11 protein-coding genes are annotated in these 14,369 nt (G+C 59.6%); 7 read left to right on the plus strand and 4 right to left on the minus strand.

Features of this window, described 5'->3' with window-relative positions:
• The 6 genes from BLU28_RS23965 to BLU28_RS23990 all read left to right on the plus strand — a co-directional run bounded on the left by BLU28_RS23965 (position 1) and on the right by BLU28_RS23990 (position 8,773).
• Positions 1-2,406 carry a circularly permuted type 2 ATP-grasp protein gene (locus tag BLU28_RS23965; protein WP_022563319.1) on the plus strand — a complete coding sequence of 802 codons (2,406 nt, stop codon included), beginning with the start codon at positions 1-3 and terminating at the stop codon, positions 2,404-2,406.
• Positions 2,407-2,410: 4 nt separating this feature from the next.
• Positions 2,411-3,292: a transglutaminase family protein gene (locus BLU28_RS23970; protein ID WP_034500307.1), complete on the plus strand. Its 882-nt coding sequence runs from the start codon at positions 2,411-2,413 to the stop codon at positions 3,290-3,292.
• A gap of 166 nt (positions 3,293-3,458) precedes the next feature.
• Complete coding sequence (locus tag BLU28_RS23975; RefSeq protein WP_022563317.1) at positions 3,459-4,697, plus strand: vWA domain-containing protein; 1,239 nt, start codon at positions 3,459-3,461, stop codon at positions 4,695-4,697.
• A 124-nt stretch (positions 4,698-4,821) separates the two neighbouring features.
• Positions 4,822-6,444, plus strand: a complete 1,623-nt coding sequence (locus tag BLU28_RS23980) for an ABC-F family ATP-binding cassette domain-containing protein (RefSeq protein ID WP_022563316.1) — start codon at positions 4,822-4,824, stop codon at positions 6,442-6,444.
• Between the two features lie 60 nt (positions 6,445-6,504).
• Positions 6,505-7,497 carry a 2-hydroxyacid dehydrogenase gene (locus BLU28_RS23985; protein ID WP_022563315.1) on the plus strand — a complete coding sequence of 331 codons (993 nt, stop codon included), beginning with the start codon at positions 6,505-6,507 and terminating at the stop codon, positions 7,495-7,497.
• Positions 7,498-7,624: 127 nt separating this feature from the next.
• The gene (locus BLU28_RS23990; RefSeq protein WP_022563314.1) at positions 7,625-8,773 is read left to right on the plus strand and encodes an alpha-hydroxy acid oxidase; all 1,149 of its coding nucleotides are present in this window, start codon (positions 7,625-7,627) and stop codon (positions 8,771-8,773) included.
• A gap of 27 nt (positions 8,774-8,800) precedes the next feature.
• Here the strand turns inward: BLU28_RS23990 and BLU28_RS23995 are convergent, their stop codons facing one another.
• The gene (locus tag BLU28_RS23995) at positions 8,801-9,145 is read right to left on the minus strand and encodes a hypothetical protein (RefSeq protein ID WP_022563313.1); all 345 of its coding nucleotides are present in this window, start codon (positions 9,143-9,145) and stop codon (positions 8,801-8,803) included.
• Between the two features lie 176 nt (positions 9,146-9,321).
• Here BLU28_RS23995 and BLU28_RS24000 point away from each other — a divergent pair, with 176 nt between their 5' ends.
• Complete coding sequence (locus BLU28_RS24000) at positions 9,322-10,263, plus strand: bifunctional helix-turn-helix transcriptional regulator/GNAT family N-acetyltransferase (RefSeq protein ID WP_022563312.1); 942 nt, start codon at positions 9,322-9,324, stop codon at positions 10,261-10,263.
• 21 nt (positions 10,264-10,284) lie between these two features.
• Here the strand turns inward: BLU28_RS24000 and BLU28_RS24005 are convergent, their stop codons facing one another.
• The 3 genes from BLU28_RS24005 to BLU28_RS24015 are packed head-to-tail and all read right to left on the minus strand — an operon-like array spanning position 10,285 to position 14,349.
• On the minus strand, positions 10,285-11,787 hold the full coding sequence (locus BLU28_RS24005; protein ID WP_022563311.1) for an FGGY-family carbohydrate kinase: 1,503 nt from the start codon (positions 11,785-11,787) through the stop codon (positions 10,285-10,287).
• Positions 11,780-12,622 (minus strand): class I fructose-bisphosphate aldolase, encoded by an 843-nt coding sequence (locus BLU28_RS24010; protein ID WP_034500331.1) that lies wholly within the window; start codon positions 12,620-12,622, stop codon positions 11,780-11,782. The genes BLU28_RS24005 and BLU28_RS24010 overlap by 8 nt, the downstream gene beginning before the upstream one ends.
• 2 nt (positions 12,623-12,624) lie before the next feature.
• A complete protein-coding gene (locus BLU28_RS24015) occupies positions 12,625-14,349 on the minus strand; it encodes a glycerol-3-phosphate dehydrogenase/oxidase (protein ID WP_022563309.1) in 1,725 nt (574 codons plus the stop codon).
• Positions 14,350-14,369 lie beyond the last annotated feature (20 nt).

A 14,369-nucleotide genomic window follows, 5' to 3' on the forward strand; every position in this document is an offset into this window, starting at 1 on the left:
TTGTCTAAAGCCCCGGCAACGGAACGCAAGACGGAAACGAGCGCGCGACCAAGCGGGCTTGAATATTCGCCCTTGCCTGGCGTTGCCGACGAAATGCTCGATAACAACGGCGCGGTGAGACCGGTCTGGAAGACCCTGCTCGAGGCCCTCTCGCGCATGTCTGAGCGGGAGCTGCATGAGCGTTTTGCCCGCACTGACCGCTATCTGCGCGATGCCGGCGTGTTCTACCGCGATTACGGCAAGGGCAGCAGCGAAAGAAACTGGCCGATCTCCCATATTCCGGTGCTGATCGACGACCGGGAATGGACGGTTCTTGCCGAGGGGTTGAAGCAGCGCGCCAATCTTCTGGAAGCCATGGTCGCCGATTTTTACGGCGAAAACCGACTGGTGAAGGAAGGTTATGTGCCGCCGGCGCTGATTGCCTCGAATCCCGAATATCTGCGCCCCATGGTCGGCGTAAAGCCGGCAAGCGGTCATTACCTGCACTTCTGTTCCTTCGAGATCGGGCGTGGGCCAGATGGCAACTGGTGGGTGCTGGCCGACAGGACGCAGGCGCCCTCCGGTGCGGGTTTCGCGCTCGAAAACCGGGTAGCGACCACGCGTGCGCTCTCCGACATCTATGCCGAAACCCATGTTCACCGTCTGGCCTCGTTTTTTGGTGCTTTCCGCGACACGCTGCAGGCGCAAAGAAAACACCCTGACGACCGGATCGCCGTGTTAACACCCGGCCCGGCCAACGAGACCTATTTCGAACACGCCTATATCGCCCGTTATCTTGGCTTCATGCTGCTGGAGGGCGAAGACCTGACCGTTGTCAATGGCCGCGTCATGGTCAGAACGGTTGCCGGGTTGAAGCCGATCGGCGTCCTCTGGCGGCGTCTCGACGCATCCTATTCCGATCCGCTGGAGCTCAACCAGCAATCCCATATCGGCACGCCGGGCATGGTACAGGCATTGCGCAATGAAGCGCTCACCATCGTCAACGCGCTCGGCAGCGGAATTCTGGAAACGCGGGCGCTGCTTGCCTTCATGCCGCGCATCTGCCGCCACATTCTCGGCGAAGAACTGAAATTGCCGTCCATCGCCACCTGGTGGTGCGGACAGGAGGCTGAACGCCGTCACGTCGCCGGCAATATCGAAGGCATGGTCATTGGCCCGGCCTATTCCCGGCTTCCATTCTTCGACGATAACGGCCAGTCCGTGCTCGGCTCTTCCCTGAGAGAAACTGCAAAGGAATCGATCAGCGACTGGCTTGCCTCCGATGGCCACAGGCTGGTGGGCCAGGAAGTGGTGAAGCTTTCAACCACCCCGGCCTACGTCGACAACAAGCTCGTGCCGCGCCCGATGAGCCTTCGTGTATTTGCCGCCCGTACCCAGGATGGCTGGCAGATCATGCCGGGTGGCTTTGCCCGGATAGGCAGCGGTGACGACGTGTCCGCCATCGCCATGCAATCGGGCGGAAGCGCGGCTGATGTCTGGATCGTCAGCGACAGACCGGTGGAGCGCACCACGCTTCTGCCGGCGGAAGAGAGCTTCACCCGCAACATGCCGGGCAGCCTGCCAAGCCGTGCGGCCGACAATCTCTTCTGGCTGGGTCGTTATATCGAGCGCTCTGAAGGCGCCTTGCGCATCCTTCGCGCCTGGCATGGGCGTTATGCCGAATCCGCTGATCCGCGCCAGCCGCTGCTCGCGCATGTCACGCGGTATCTCGAAGCGCTTGATGTGGAGATGAACGATGCCGTGCCGGAAAGCCTGCTTACCAACATCAACAGCGCGCTTTATTCCGCCAGCAACATTCGTGACCGCTTTTCACCGGACGGATGGCTGGCGCTGAACGACCTTGCCAAGACGGCCCGCCGTTTCCACGCGAAAGTGGCTCCCGGCGACGACGCGACCCATGCCATGACGGTCCTCTTGCGCAAGCTTGCGGGCTTTGCCGGCCTGGTGCACGAAAACATGTATCGCTTTACCGGCTGGCGTTTCCTGTCGATCGGCCGTTATCTCGAACGCGGACTGCATATGACGCGTCTTCTCGGCCATATGACCGGCCCGGACGCGCCAGATGGATCCTATGACATGCTGCTTGAAATCGGCGACAGCGTCATGACCCATCGCCGGCGGTATAACGTCAATACGGCAGGTCTGACCGTGACCGATCTTCTGGCACTCGACCCGCTCAATCCCCGCTCGATCCTGTTTCAGCTGAACGAGATCCGCACCGAGGTGGAGCAGCTTCCAAACGCCTTCGTCAACGGCCAGATGTCGCCCTTCTACCGCGAGACGATGCGTCTGCATTCCGGGTTGGCGGTCATGACGCCGGAAAACATGAATGGCGCGATCTACCGCCAGCTCGAAACCGACATGGAGCATCTTTCCGATGTTCTGGCCCGGACCTATCTCGGATAATCCTATGCTCTATGATCTTTCCCTGCATATGGGTTACACCTACGACACGCCGGCACATGGCGCACGCCACATCATCCGCGTCCTGCCGCTCTCCATCCCGGGTCGACAGCGGCTCGTCGCCGGCTCCATCGACGTTTCGCCGACGCCGGAAGAACGGGCCGTCTTCGAGGATTTCTTTCATCTCTCGGCAACATCGGTGCATCTGCGCGCACCGCATGAAAAGCTCGATATTCGCATGCAGGCGCGGGTGATGGTGGAAGCCCCGGCATTGACGGCGGATTTTTCGCCCGAGCTTTCCCGCCTGCCGCAGGACCTCGCCGGTGTGTGGTCGCTCGATTTCCAGTCACCGCACCACTTTATCGGCGCTAGTCCAAGGATCGGAATGGACACGGCGATATCCGCCTATGCCCGGGAAGTGCTGAAGCCCGGAATGACCATTCGCGAAATTGCGCTCTCTCTGTGCAAACGGATCCATAAGGACTTCACCTATGACGGCGAGGCGACGACCGTTGATACGACACCTGCGGAAGCCTTCAAACTAAAGCGCGGCGTGTGCCAGGATTTTTCGCATATCATGATCATGGCCTTGCGCAGCCTCGGCATTCCCGCCGGTTATGTCAGCGGTTTCCTGCGTACCATTCCTCCGCCCGGCAAGGAACGGCTTGAAGGCGCCGACGCAATGCACGCCTGGGTGCGCATCTGGTGCGGCGAGGCTGCCGGTTATCTGGAGCTCGATCCCACCAACGACATCGTGGCGGGGAGCGACCATATCGTCGTCGGTTATGGCAGGGATTATTCCGATGTCGCCCCCGTTATCGGGGTATTGAAGAGCTACGGCAATCAGCAGATAAAACAGGCGGTCGACGTGATCCCCATCCAGCAATGACACAACTTGTATTATTCCAGACCTTCGCGACGACAATTCTTGAAAATACTTTGAAAGCTGCGTCAATTTGACCACTGCGTAAAATTGAACCGATCACCTTAGCGGATTTTACATCGTTTGCGGGTTTCCTGCGCTCAGTCGAATATTCTAATCGGTGAGCCCCCCTATGACCGCCTCCGCACCTGACAAATTGAAGCGCCGTTTCCTGACCGATAAGAGCGGCAATTTCGGCATCATGACGGCAATCCTGCTGCCTGTCTTGCTCGGTTTTGCCGGTGCCGGCATGGAGTTGGCGAATGTGATGCAGGTGAAAGCGGACATGCAGAACACTGCGGATTCAGCCGCCCTTGCGGCGGCAACCGAGGCGCGGCTGAAAAAGGGCGATCTGACGGATGAGCAGATCAAGGAAATCGCCAAGGGCTTCATTGCCGCGCAGATGGAAAAAAGCCTGACCGAAGAAGAAAAGAAGAAACTGGAGGAGAATTCTCCAACCAGCATCACGACGACGGAAAATGCCCGCGGCAAGACCTACACGATCGAAACCACGATCAACCACCAGGTTCAGCTCAATCCGCTGCTCGGGTTCATTGGCGCAAAAACACTCGATCTTTCGGTAACCGGCACCGCAAAGAGCACCGTCAACAAGGGTGCTCCGATCTCCATGTATCTGGCGCTTGATCGTTCCGGCTCGATGTCGTTCAAGACGGATACCGTCAATGCCGCAAAAAAGTCGTGCCCGAACTATACCGCCAGCAACTGGGGCAAGAGCGAAGCGCAGGTTACGTCCAGCCCCTGCTATGTCAACAAGGCCACGTCGCTCAAAACCGCGGTCGGATTTCTCGTCGCCACATTGAACAAGGCCGACCCGACCTACACTGCCAACGGCAGTTCGCAACTGGTGCGGACAGGTGCCTCGGTCTATACGCACGAGACCTATGCCGCCCAGCCCCTTAGCTGGGGCACGAGCAGTGTTGTCAGCTATGTGGACAAACAGATTCCGGAATTTCCCACCGGCGGCACGGACGCCCGCAGCAGCCTGAACGCCGCCTATAACGCACTCAAGAAAGCCAATCCCGACGAAGCGAAGGCACATAAAACGCAGGGGAACGAATCCTTCGAGCGCTATATTGTTCTGATGACCGATGGCGAAATGACGGGAAACAGCGCCTCGTGGAATTCCAGCATCGACCAGTCGGTGCGCACCACCTGCGAGACTGCCAAGAAAGATGGAATCAAGATTTTCAGCGTCGCCTTCATGGCGCCGGACAAGGGCAAGGCGCTGCTGCAATATTGCGCATCGAGCGCTGACAATTATTACGCCCCTGAAAACATGGAGCAGATCGTAACAGCCTTTGGCGAAATCGCCCGCAAGGCTGCAGGCAGCATAGCCACGCTCACCAACTGATCCGCTTCCGGCGCCGCCGCGCCGGAGCGCCTTCTCCGCTGCATGGCTGACAGAACATGTGCGGCAGGTGACAGCGGCGGCGGCCCGTGGCATAGGAGGGCCGCTCCCATTCACAGGCCCTGTCATGATCCGCATCGAAAACATCAGCAAGTCGAACAGTCACCGCATTCTCTATATCGAGGCCTCCGCCGCGCTCAATCGCGGTGAGAAGATCGGCCTTGTCGGTCCGAACGGTGCCGGCAAGACCACGCTTTTCCGGATGATCACCGGCGAGGAGCAGCCGGACGAGGGTCAGGTCGTCGTCGAGAAGGGCATGACGGTCGGCTATTTCGATCAGGATGTCGGTGAAATGTCCGGCCGCTCGGCCGTGGCCGAGGTTATGGAGGGTGCAGGCCCGGTCAGCGAGGTCGCGGCGGAGCTTCGGGAACTGGAAGCCGCCATGTCCGATCCCGACCGGATGGACGAGATGGACGCCATCATCGAACGTTACGGCGAAGTGCAGGCGCGGTACGAAGAGCTTGATGGTTACGCGCTGGAAGGCCGTGCGCGTGAGGTGCTGGACGGGTTGAGCTTCAGCCAGGAGATGATGGACGGCGATGTTTCCAAGCTTTCCGGCGGCTGGAAGATGCGCGTCGCGCTTGCCCGCATCCTTTTGATGCGGCCGGACGTGATGCTGCTCGACGAACCCTCCAACCATCTCGATCTTGAAAGCCTGATCTGGCTTGAGGATTTCCTGAAGAATTATGACGGCGCGCTGCTGATGACCTCGCACGACCGGGAATTCATGAACCGCATCGTGACCAAGATCATCGAAATCGACGGCGGCAGTCTCACCACCTATTCCGGCGACTACGGCTTTTACGAACAGCAGCGCGCGCAGAATGAAAAGCAGCAGCAGGCACAGTTTGAACGCCAGCAGGCCATGCTCGCCAAGGAAATCAAGTTCATCGAACGTTTCAAGGCGCGCGCCTCGCATGCCGCGCAGGTGCAGAGCCGCGTGAAAAAACTCGACAAGATTGATCGCGTCGAGCCGCCACGCCGGCGCCAGACTGTTGCTTTCGAATTCGCGCCGGCGCCCCGCTCGGGTGAGGATGTCGTGGCGCTGAAGAAGGTGAACAAGGCCTATGGCAGCCGCACCATTTATGGCGATCTCGACTTCATGGTGCGGCGCAAGGAACGCTGGTGCATCATGGGCGTCAATGGTGCAGGAAAATCAACGCTGTTGAAGCTCGTGACCGGCACGGCGGAACCGGATTCCGGCAAGGTTACCCTCGGCGCCAGCGTCAAGCTCGGTTACTTCGCCCAGCACGCCATGGATGTTCTTGACGGTGACAGCACCATCCTGGAATGGCTGGAAGAGCGCTTTCCAAAGGCGGGGCAGGCACCGTTGCGCGCCCTTGCCGGCTGTTTCGGTTTTTCCGGCGACGACGTGGAAAAACGTTGCCGCGTTCTTTCCGGCGGTGAAAAGGCCCGTCTCGTCATGGCTGCCATGCTGTTCGATCCGCCGAATTTCCTCGTGCTGGATGAGCCAACCAACCATCTCGATCTCGACACCAAGGAAATGCTGATCAAGGCCCTCTCGGATTATGAAGGCACGATGCTGTTCGTTTCGCATGACCGTCATTTCCTGGCCGCCCTTTCGAACCGGGTTCTGGAACTGACGCCCGATGGTATCCATCAATATGGTGGCGGGTACACCGAATATGTCGAAAGCACCGGACAGGAAGCCCCGGGCCTTCACAGCTGAGCCATCTGCCGAACGCACCGCCCTGTGACGGCAGCTTTCTTTTGGAGACTGGAGAAGCAGATGCGGATCGTGGTTTACAGCGCCAAGCCCTACGACCGGCAGTTCCTTGACGCTGCCGCCCACCCTGGCATGAAGATGCAATATTGCGAAGCGCGCCTGTCTGCCGAAACGGTGGCGTTGGCGGAGGGAGCGATGGCGATCTGTGCCTTCGTCAATGACGACCTGTCCGGACCGGTGCTCGAGAAACTTGCGGCAATGGGTGTGCGACTTGTCGCCCTGCGATGCGCCGGGTTCAATCAGGTGGACCTTCAGGCCGCCGAAAAGCTCGGCCTCACCATTGCGCGCGTGCCGGCCTATTCGCCTTATGCGGTGGCGGAACACACCATGGCGCTCATCCTGTCGCTCAACCGCAAGATTCACCGCGCCTATAATCGCGTTCGCGAGGGAAATTTCGCACTTGACGGGCTGCTTGGCTTCGATCTTCACGGGAAGACGGTTGGTGTTGTGGGGACGGGAAAGATCGGAGCGATCTTCACGCGTATCGCGGCCGGCTTCGGCTGCCGTCTGCTCGGCCACGATATCCGCCAGAATCCGGATTGCGTGGCGCTGGGCATGACCTATGTCACGCGAGAGGAGCTGTTCCGCGCGTCGGACGTACTCACACTGATGTGCCCGCTGACACCGGAGACCCGCCATCTCATTCGTAGCGAAACGCTGCCGCTGCTGAAAAAGGGCGTAATGCTCATCAATACCAGCCGCGGCGCCATCATCGACACGCAGGCCGCGATTGCCGGATTGAAAGACGGCACAATCGGTTCCCTCGGCATTGACGTCTACGAGGAGGAAGCCGATCTCTTTTTCGAGGATCTGTCCAATGACGTGTTGCGCGATGACGTTTTCGCGCGGTTGTTGACCTTTCCCAATGTTCTGGTAACCGGTCATCAGGGTTTCTTCACACAGGAAGCACTCACAAACATTGCGGTCACGACAATCGCCAACATTGCGAGCTTTCTTGATACCGGCAAGGCGCTGCATGCCGTCTCGAGGACCTAGGTCGCCGGGATCGCTAACCGCCTGAGAACTGCAAAATTCGCCCCGGACGCAATTGCCCGCCCCTGAGACCCGGTATAGGTTCACTCGATCTTTTTCGAGCTTTCAAAGCTGACCGGTCGGGCAACAGATGCAACTCAAAGACTGCTATAATTTCCACGATTTTCGCCGCATGGCCAAACAGCGTCTTCCCGGACCGATCTTCAACTACATCGACGGCGCTGCCGATGACGAGGTGACGTATCGACGAAACACGGCCGCCTTCGAAAAATGCGATCTGGTTCCGGACGTGCTGCGCGGCGTTGCCGATGTGGATATGTCTGTCACCGTCATGGGGCAGAAGCTGTCAATGCCGGTCTATTGTTCCCCGACGGCACTTCAGCGCCTCTTTCACCATCAGGGAGAACGGGCGGTTGCTGCGGCGGCCGGCAAATTCGGCACGATGTTCGGCGTGTCCTCTCTAGGCACCACAAGTCTGGAGGAAGCGCGCCGGATCAGCGGCGGGCCGCAGGTCTATCAGTTTTATTTCCACAAGGACCGTGGCCTCAACCGCGATATGATGGCGCGCGCAAAAAGCGCCGGTGTGGAAACCATGATGCTGACGGTGGACAGCATCACCGGCGGAAACCGCGAGCGCGACAAGCGCACCGGCTTTGCCATTCCCTTCAAGCTCAATCTTTCCGGCATTGCGCAATTTGCCATGAAGCCGGCATGGGGCATCAATTATCTGACCCATGAGCGCTTCAGCCTGCCGCAACTCGACGATCACATCAAGATGGACGGTGGAGCGCTCTCCATCAGCCGCTATTTCACCGAAATGCTCGATCCTTCCATGAATTGGGAGGACGTGGAGCAGATGGTGCGCGAATGGGGCGGACCTTTTTGCCTGAAAGGCATCATGTCGGTGGACGACGCCCGGCGTGCCGTCGAGATCGGCTGCAGCGGCATCGTGCTCTCCAATCATGGCGGCCGCCAGCTTGATGGTTCCCGCAGCGCTTTCGACCAGCTGGCCGAGATCGTCGATGCGGTCGGTGACCGGATTGACGTGATGATGGATGGCGGCATTCAGCGTGGCACCCATGTACTAAAAGCCCTGTCTCTGGGGGCAAAAGCCGTGGGGCTTGGCCGCTATTATCTTTTCCCGCTTGCCGCTGCAGGCCAGGCGGGGGTCGAGAGGGCCTTGGAAACAATGCGTATCGAAATCGAGCGCGGCATGAAGCTGATGGGCTGCACAACTGTCGAGCAGTTGACCCGCCGCAACCTTCGGTTCCGGGACTAGGGAAGCGTTCCACGATCTCAGGGCAGGTCAAAGCCTGCCACTGCCACCGCAGACCATTTCAGCCGCGTTTCGTTGATGTTCTTGAAGCGCAAGACCGATGTTCCAGGTGAGCGCCAGGGATACCAGCACGCAAATGCCACCGGAAATCAGCGAACGATGGCGCCTGGCGCCAGACAGAAACAGCCAGCCGATGACGGCATAGGCCAAAAACGCCGGCATAGCAGCGACAAGAACCGATAGGGGGCCGTCGCAATCGATAGCCTCGATACCGACGGCGCGATATTCATTTGGCGTTCCCACAAGCCCGAGGGCGGCGACGGGGAACATCGCAACCAAAACGGCATAACGGAAAAAGCGGGGCGTATCGGGCATATCTGCTCCCTGACCGGATTATTGACCTCCCTGGTGCGGCCAAGAGACGCTTTATCGGTGCATGGAAGGAGGATCGCCAATATTTGCCAAGAAAGCCAGTCCTTATGCCGAGATGGCCTTGGCAGACCGTTCCGCATGTGCATATGGTTGCATGATGCAACCATATTGGATTAACCATGCCTGAACAGCCCCTTCCCATACACGATATCCGCTCCATCTCGCGGCGGCTTGTTCGCGAACTCGGCTTTATGGGAGGAGATTTTGCCGGCACTGATCTGCCGCCCTCCGCCGTGCACGCGCTGATCGAGATCGAGGCGTGCCCGGGCATCACAGCTCGGGATCTGGCGAAGTTGCTCAGGCTGGAGAAATCGAGCGTCAGCCGAATGCTTCGCAAACTCGTCCTTTCAGGAGACCTCCTGGAGGAGACGGATATCGACGATAGCCGAATCAAACGGCTCCGCCTGACCAAACCCGGGCACAATAGGGTGGGAACCATTCACGCCTTCGCAAATTGGCAGGTATCGAGCGCCTTAACACGGATCGGCCCGGCGCAAGCTCTCACGGTTCTGGAAGGGCTACGCCTTTATGCCGATGCGCTGGGAGACAGGGGCGATGTCGCGGCTCCCGCCGTCGAGGTCATCGAAGGCTACAGGCCAGGGCTCATCGCTCGCATCACACAGATGCATGCGCTTTATTACGCCCGGACATCCGGCTTCGGCCAGCGTTTCGAATCCGTTGTAGCAGAGGGCCTCGCGGCTTTTTGCAACCGGCTGGACAGTCCGAAGAACGCGATCTGGCTTGCAATGCGCAGCCAGCAAATCATCGGCTCCATCGCGATCGACGGCGAAGATCTCGGAGCGGATATTGCGCATCTGCGCTGGTTTATTGTCGACGACGGTGTGCGCGGCAGCGGTGTCGGACGCAGACTGCTCGAAACAGCACTGGCCTTTGTCGACAAAAATGGCTTCGCCGCAACCCATCTCTGGACATTCAACGGTCTCTCGACCGCACGCCACCTTTACGAGACCCATGGTTTTACATGCGTCGAGGAATATCCGGGCAGCCAATGGGGAAGCGAGGTCTTGGAGCAACGCTTTGTCCGGCGGCGGCCCGGTTGATCGTCTGCACGTGGTGCACTTTCAGGTTCGCGCCAGCCGCAAGGCGCTCCAGAAGCCACGCAACTGCGCGGTCAACTCCGCATAAAGACCATAACGCCGCGCATAATGCGAGACTTGCGCAGCATCCGGCTGGTAGGCATTCGCAACCCGTGTCATCGCCGAAACCGCCTCCTCATAATCGGGATAAAGTCCAATCGCCACGGCCGCACCAATGGCAGCACCGAGCGCACCTGTCTCGCGGGCCTCCGCGACACGCAGCGGAATTTCCAGGACATCAGCCATGATCTGCGGCCAATGCTGGCTGCGGGAACCGCCGCCGGACATCACGGCGCTTTCCACCGGCAAGCCCGCTTCGCGCAAGACGCCGATGTGGCGGCGATGCTCAAAACACACACCCTCGAACAGGGCGCGTAACATGTGCCCTTCACCATGCCATCCCGCGAGGCCGTAAAAGCCGCCGCGAAATTCCGCACCCAGCCGCGAGCCGAAAATGAACGGATGGAAGAACGGATCGTCGGCGCGCGGGGTAACGGAGCCGACCAATTCGTTGCAGCGCTCGAAGGCGTGGTCGCCGTGGTCACCGCGAACACGATGCACGTACCATTCGAGATTGGCGGCGGAGGTGGCGCTGGATTCGATATTGACATAGCGGTTGCGGCCAAAGGTCGTAACCATGAAGACATCGGGACTGATGACCGGCCTGTCTGCGAAAACCTGGTTGATGCTCCAGGTGCCGGCGATGATCGAAGCTTCCCCGGCATTGATGACGCCCGACCCCATGGCGCTGGAGACCACATCGAAGAAACCGCCGATGACGGGTGTGCCTTCGGATAGCCCCGTCATACCCGCAGCCTCGCCCGTCACCTGGCCGACGATGTCGGCCGATTCCACGCGATGGGGGAAAAACGCGAACGCGTCCTCGATATCGTAAAGAGACAGAAGCTCGCGGTCGAGTCGCGCTTCCGGCAAAGCCAAAAGTCCCGCGCCGCTGAGATCGGAAATATCATTGGCAAGGAGGCCCGTCAGGCGGAAATTGACGAAATCCTTGCAGAACAACACCGTGCCGGTCCGGGCGTAAAGATCGGGTGCATGTCGCTTCACCCAAGCCAAAAGGCTCGGGGTTTGCGCAGGCCATGGCCGCTGCAGGCAGCGGGCCTGCAATTGCGCTCCGCTTTTCCCGTCAAGCTCGGCCGCCACATCGGCGGCGCGGCTGTCGAGCGACTGGATGCCGATCAGGGGCTGTTGTTTCTTGTCTAGAAGATAAAGACCATTGCCATGGCCGGCGCAGCCTACCGCGAGGATGCTGCGAGGATCGACAGCCGCTTTTACCAGAAGCTGCCGGATCGCCTCGCAACCGTTGCGCCACAATTCCTCGAGATCGCGCTCGACATAGCCGGGCTGCGGGAATGTCGACTGTCCGTCGATCGCGTGTTGCGCAACCTGTCGGCCCGCCGTGTCGAACAGCACGGCCTTGATGACCGTGTTGCCGACATCCAGACCCAATATGTGATTTTTGTCAGCCACGATTATAGATATCCCATGCTTCCTCACCACCCGCACCCTGATGGATGATGGCCATCAACGCCGCAACAACGGCCTTGGGATTGTCGTGCTGGTAAATATTGCGCCCGTAAACCATGCCGTTTGCACCTTCGGCCACCAGAGCCGCCGATTTCGCCAATACATTGCGCAAGTCCTCACGCCCCCCGCCCCGCACCAGCACCGGGCACCGCGCCGCCTCGATCACCCTGTGAAAGTCCTGCGGGTTACTGGTCGGATCGGCCTTGATGATATCGGCTCCCATTTCCGAGGCAAGACGAACCAGCGTAACGATTTTTTCGGCATCGCCATCCACCTGATAACCGCCGCGCACATCATTCGGCAGCATGACCAAAGGTTCGATCATCAGCGGCATCCCGAAACGATGGCAATCGGCGCGCACGCGGCTGATGTTTTCAACACATTGACGAAAGAGCTCAGGTTCGTCGGGCAGCATGAACAGGTTCACGACGACGCAGGCGGCATCCATTTCCAGCGCGCCGATGATCGGGTCATGAGAATTCTGAAGCTGCGACCACATGGTCCTGTGGCGTGTTGAGTTATAGGGGTTGCCCATGTCGATGCGCATGACGAGCGCCGGCTTGTCGCGCTCCGGCCGCTGCTGCAGCAGGTCTGCCTGGCCGTAGGCCATCTGGATGGCGTCGGGGCGAGCCTCTACCAGCCGGTCCACGGTCTGCGACATATCCTCCAGCCCGACGAGGAAGCTCGGCTCGTTACAAACCCCGTGATCGATGGCCACATCCAGACAGCCGCCATTGCGGAACAGCCTGTTCATGCGCGCCTTCTTCGAAATCCGCATCATCATGCATTCTCCTTGCATCTGTGTTGAAGCATTGCCGGCGTGACCCCGTAAAAGGTCTCCAGCTCGTGAATGAGCCGCTGACGTTCCGCTGACGCCTGATTTGGCAGCCAGCCCAACTCGCGCGCTGCGACGGCGAGCATCGCGTCGATCAGATCGGCATCGATGACGCCGGTGATGGCGAGCGTCGTGCGACGCAGGACGAGATCGGTCAGGTGCCGCACCTGTTCGCAACGGATGAGCCAGACCACTTCCGCTGCCGTGATCGGCGATTTTTCTGAAAGCCGCACGTCATCCGAACGATCCCGGCAAAAACCCATCAGCTCAAACGCGCGGGAGCCGTAAGCCAGGGCCAGATGCTCCGCCCGGTCTTCGGCAATCGAAAACTCCTCCGACAACAAGGCAGGCAGGCCGCCTGCACCGGCCGGAAAATTCCTGCCGCCGCCGATTGCGCGGTCCATGGTGCCGGTCAGTCGCTTTCGTCCAAGAAAGGCCAGAACCTCGTCGGTCACCTGTTCGCCAAAAGCTCTGAAAGTGGTCCACTTGCCGCCGATCATGCAGAGCTGCGGCGGATCACCCGCAACGCGGTGGATGAAATGGCTGCGGGATATTTTCCCGGTGAAGGCGGCATCGCTTCGCGGCAATGGGCGTATACCGCTGAAACTGAAGACGATGTCGGAGCGATCGATGGCAATCTGCGGAAAGACCTGCCGGATCGCGTCCAGAATGTAGCCCCGTTCCTCGGGCTCGCAGCGCACCCGCTCGGGCCGATCCACCTTGATATCGGTCGATCCCGCAAGAACCCGGTCGAGATAAGGGAAGAGGATGCAGACCCGGTTGTCCGTGTTTTCAAAGAAAATCATGTGGCCGTTCAGCGCCTTGAGAAGTTCCTCATTGGCAAGGATCAGATGCGATCCCTTGGTGCCTGAAACGGTGGGTTTTGCCCTGTCCGACGCCGGGCCATCGGCCAATACGTCGATCGTCTCGTCGATCCAGGCTCCCGTTGCATTGATGATGATCCGGGGCCGTATCGGCAGGATTTCGTCCGCTTCCTCCGTCCGCAGACCATATTCATCGCCCACACGGACGAGTTCGGCATAGTTCAGTGCAACGCTTTGCGGCGCATCCGACTGGCTGTCGATCAGAAGCTCCAGAGCAAGCCGTTCGGGCTGGCTTATCCAAGCATCGTAATAGGTGGCGGAATATCTGATCTCCGGTGTCAGATCCGGCCAATGCTGCAAAGTATCGGCCGCGCCGCGAAAGACGTGACGGGGCAGGATGCGGTTTTTGCGAGTGACGAAATCATAGAGCATCAGACCCGCCTTGATGGCGAGCGCGCCCCGGCTTGCGGGTTTCCCACCGGAGCCGGCAAAGGTTGCTGCCGCATTGAACAGGCCGCTGAAAGTCGAAAAAATCGGGATCGTGGTCGGCAGCGGCCGAACCATATGCGGTGCGAGCCTCAGAAGTGCATCGCGCTCCCGCAGGGATTCGGCCACCAGGCCGAATTCGCCGTTTTCTAGATAACGCAGGCCGCCATGGATCATCCGCGAGGGAGCAGCGCTGCAGCCCGAGGAAAAATCGCTGCGCTCGACCAGAAGAACTCTCAGCCCCTGCAGGGCAAGATCACGATAGGCGGCGATGCCATTGATACCGCCGCCGATGACCACGGCGTCGAAATCACCGTCTTGCCGGATGCGATGGAGAGCGTCCTCGCGAAAACTGGGCATAGGAATACCGTTCGCTGGCG

The organism is Agrobacterium pusense (assembly GCF_900102105.1).
GTDB lineage: Bacteria > Pseudomonadota > Alphaproteobacteria > Rhizobiales > Rhizobiaceae > Agrobacterium > Agrobacterium pusense.